The following is a 2,978-nucleotide window of genomic DNA, read 5'->3' as shown; positions in this document are numbered from 1 at the left end:
GGCGGGGCGTCCTGCCGCAGGCGGCATCACTTTGACCGGGCCGGCGTAATAGGTCGCCAAAATGCTGGTGATGTCGCCGATCTGGCCTTCATGCAGGCGCTTGTAGCATTCGATGCGGCTGGTGGAGTAACGCCAGCAGAAGCCGGCCACGAGATTGAGCTTCTTCTGTTTCGCTTTTTCGACCGCCGCCTGGGCCACGCGATAACCAGCGGCATCCACCGCCATGGGCTTCTCACAGAAAATGTGCTTCCCAGCCTCGACCGCTGCGGTGAGGTGCAGAGGACGGAACCCGGGAGGGGTGGCAAGCAGCACCACATCCACGCCGCAGTCGATGAGCTTTTGATACGCATCCAGACCCGTAAATTTCTTGTCCGGCTTCACATCGACGCGATCTGGAAAACTCGCGGAGAGATTCTTGATGCTGCTCTCGATCTGCGTGTCGAACGCGTCGGCCATCGCCACGATTTTCGAATTGTAATCCGCGCCCAGCGCCTGCGCTGCCGCCCCTGTGCCACGGCCACCACATCCGATCAGGCCGATCTTCAATGTCTCATTCGAATCCGCCTTCTGCTGCGCGAGCAAGCTTCCCGCAGAAGTGAACACTGCCGGAGCGAGGAGTGCTCCACCGCTGGCATTGAGAAAACGACGACGTGAGAAGGCAGAAACGGCTGGGTCAGACATAGGTACAGAGAGTGGTTGCAAACAGAGCTGAGATTTCGGCACGGGAAAGGCAAACCTTTCAGCGAAAGGGCAGATTGCCCACCCCATCAGCACGCCATTAGGAAGCCCCTAATGATTGCAATGAGCACTGTGCAGACTTCGCTCCGCTGGGTGCGACTACCGCCTCAGGAGTACCGTGGGATGATCTTCGTCAGGCCGGTTGACTGGGGCGGATGCCCATCGTTGTCCAAATTGCTCAGCGGCTGCGTTTCCTCCCGGCTGATTTCATCGTCTGGCGAAGGCTGGAGCAGCGCATCCACCAGGAGCTGCGTGTCCTCCAAAAAGGTCAGTCCGGCGCGGCGCATAAAATCCACCTCCGAGGCGTGTGTGTGCAGCGTGATCAGCAGGCACTCTCCTTGAAACAAAGCCAGAACAAAGACACCCTCATAGCCAAACCAAAACGTTTTCACGTCACGGTCACCGCCACTGCCAAAGTGTGCGCGCGCATCGTGCAGAGCCTGAAGGAGACGCTCAGCGCGAAACTCCTCGAAGGGCAGCAGGTTGATCAAAATTTGCCGCCGCCAGCACAGCAGCAGACCATTGACCGAGCCGGCATGCTTCAGTCGTTCGAGGGCAGACCGTAGGGAGGGTGTGATTGATGCAGCCATGGTTTATGCCTCCAAGGTATTGGCACGGGTGAGGAGTTCAAACATCGGCACGCGCTCGCCGATGTGTGCGCCCGCACCGGGATCTTTGGCATCCGTGCCAGCGTCGAAATAGGCAAAGTTCAGGGTGAAATCATCCTCCTGCAGCGTCCCCATCCAGGGGGCTCCGAGTTCCAGGCACTCGCCCACCTTCAGTCCGAAGTGCCGCAGCCCTTGGAAATCAGCGGCGAAGTTGTTCACGGCTTCCTGACCGCTGTCACTGGAGACGAGCCCATCTTTCAGGGTGAAGAGTTGCAGGGGGAGAGGTGTAACCTCGAGTTCGCTCATGGAGATATTGAAGTTGTCCCTCTTACGTCTCAAAAATCGGCTGATGAGGCAAGCATAATCCACGGATGAGGCAAAATAGAAATCCCCAGCCCGCTTGACACTGCGACCCTTTGCTTTCTTTCGTCCATCTCTGCGCTATCTGTCCCTCCCCATGACCGCCGTCGCCCCCAGTTTCAAAATTGGCAATGAAAAGCTCATCAAGGTGCTGCCAAACGCCGCCAACCGTCTTCTTGGCCTGCTCAAAAAGCAGGGCCGCGCTGAAAACGGCGCCCTGCGCGTGGCCGTCGTCGGAGGCGGTTGCTCCGGCCTGCAGTACAAGATGGATCTCGTCGATGGCCCGGCCAATCGAGACATCATGGTCACCTCCAGCGAGGTGCGTGTCGTTATCGACCCCAAGAGCGCCCTCTTCGTCTCCGGTTCCGAGCTGGATTACAGCGACGACATCCAGAGCGGTGGATTCAAAGTGAAGAACCCGAATGCCGTCGTCACCTGCTCCTGTGGCGAAAGCTTCTCCGCCTGAGACCGATGTCGAACGCCTTTGCCCTCCTCGGCCTGCCACGCATTGCCGCACTCGATGCCGAGGCACTGCAGCAGGCCTGGCTGGCTGCCAGCCGCAGCGCGCACCCCGATCAACCGGGTGGCGATGCCTCCCACGCCGCTGAGATCAACAACGCCTACGAAACCCTTCAGGCACCCGAGAAACGCATCAAGCATTTGCTGGATTTGCATGCCGTGCCTTGGCGTGCAATCCCCATCGACGAAGCAATGATGTCGCTCTTTGGCCAGCTGGGTCCGGCGCTGCAAAGCGTCGCTGTTTTTCTCAAGCGCAAACAGACCGCCACCTCAGCACTCGCCAAGGCCCTGCTGGCTCCGGATGAAATGCGGCTGCGTGAGAATCTCGAAACCCTCGGCACCACGCTCGATGCCGAGCGCACCGCCCTGCTGGCAGACCTGCCCGCCTTTGACTCCCGCCTCAGCGCAGGCGACACCACAGCCCTCGCCGACCTGCAAAGCCTCCAGGCTCGTCTGGCCTATTTTGGCAAATGGCAGACCCAGGTTCGCGAAGCTTTGCTGAGTTTGATGTGAGCCCTATTTGCCCTCCGCCGGCACAGGAGCAGACATGCCCTCGCGCACTCGGCGCAGGCACTCGTCCGGACTGGCATCCATAGGCAGTGTGAGCGGCCGGGACTGAACGCACAAGTGGCGCACAGCCCCTTCGCGGCGAACGTTGGTCACCTCAATGTTGTGGGCGGCAAAGAAGCGCACCACATCCTGGTTACTGGCGTAACGACTCATGGCTGCAAGGTGACAGGTTAAAAGTCACCG

Annotated in this window: 6 protein-coding genes; 2 read left to right on the top strand and 4 right to left on the bottom strand. The window is 59.6% G+C overall.

Features of this window, described 5'->3' with window-relative positions; translation table 11 throughout:
- The 3 genes from ACIREA_RS29750 to ACIREA_RS29740 all read right to left on the bottom strand — a co-directional run.
- The coding region (locus ACIREA_RS29750) for a Gfo/Idh/MocA family protein (RefSeq protein ID WP_397385949.1) at positions 1 to 681 on the bottom strand (681 nt) is incomplete at its 3' end.
- A 164-nt stretch (positions 682 to 845) separates the two neighbouring features.
- Positions 846 to 1,328, bottom strand: a complete 483-nt coding sequence (locus tag ACIREA_RS29745) for a hypothetical protein (RefSeq protein WP_397385948.1) — start codon at positions 1,326 to 1,328, stop codon at positions 846 to 848.
- Between the two features lie 3 nt (positions 1,329 to 1,331).
- On the bottom strand, positions 1,332 to 1,652 hold the full coding sequence (locus ACIREA_RS29740; RefSeq protein WP_397385947.1) for a hypothetical protein: 321 nt from the start codon (positions 1,650 to 1,652) through the stop codon (positions 1,332 to 1,334).
- Between the two features lie 151 nt (positions 1,653 to 1,803).
- On the opposite strand from ACIREA_RS29740, the gene ACIREA_RS29735 reads away from it, so the two are divergent.
- Both ACIREA_RS29735 and ACIREA_RS29730 read left to right on the top strand, forming a co-directional pair.
- Positions 1,804 to 2,172, top strand: coding sequence for a HesB/IscA family protein (locus ACIREA_RS29735; protein ID WP_395731794.1), 369 nt, complete (start codon positions 1,804 to 1,806; stop codon positions 2,170 to 2,172).
- 5 nt (positions 2,173 to 2,177) lie between these two features.
- Complete coding sequence (locus tag ACIREA_RS29730) at positions 2,178 to 2,738, top strand: hypothetical protein (protein WP_397385946.1); 561 nt, start codon at positions 2,178 to 2,180, stop codon at positions 2,736 to 2,738.
- A 3-nt stretch (positions 2,739 to 2,741) separates the two neighbouring features.
- Here the strand turns inward: ACIREA_RS29730 and ACIREA_RS29725 are convergent, their stop codons facing one another.
- Entirely contained in the window at positions 2,742 to 2,948 is a 207-nt protein-coding gene (locus ACIREA_RS29725; protein WP_397385945.1) for a hypothetical protein, read from the bottom strand.
- Between the last annotated feature and the right edge of the window lie 30 nt (positions 2,949 to 2,978).

The sequence above is a fragment of the Prosthecobacter sp. genome (assembly GCF_044373815.1).
GTDB lineage: Bacteria > Verrucomicrobiota > Verrucomicrobiia > Verrucomicrobiales > Verrucomicrobiaceae > Prosthecobacter.
Note: the sequence above shows the minus strand (reverse complement) of the source record. Positions and strands in the feature narration are given on the sequence as shown.

Coding starts and splice junctions, on each gene's coding strand:
- ACIREA_RS29745 (WP_397385948.1), bottom strand. CDS start 1,328: ATGGCTGCATCAATCACACCCTCCCTACGGTCTGCCCTCGAACGACTG.
- ACIREA_RS29740 (WP_397385947.1), bottom strand. CDS start 1,652: ATGAGCGAACTCGAGGTTACACCTCTCCCCCTGCAACTCTTCACCCTG.
- ACIREA_RS29735 (WP_395731794.1), top strand. CDS start 1,804: ATGACCGCCGTCGCCCCCAGTTTCAAAATTGGCAATGAAAAGCTCATC.
- ACIREA_RS29730 (WP_397385946.1), top strand. CDS start 2,178: ATGTCGAACGCCTTTGCCCTCCTCGGCCTGCCACGCATTGCCGCACTC.
- ACIREA_RS29725 (WP_397385945.1), bottom strand. CDS start 2,948: ATGAGTCGTTACGCCAGTAACCAGGATGTGGTGCGCTTCTTTGCCGCC.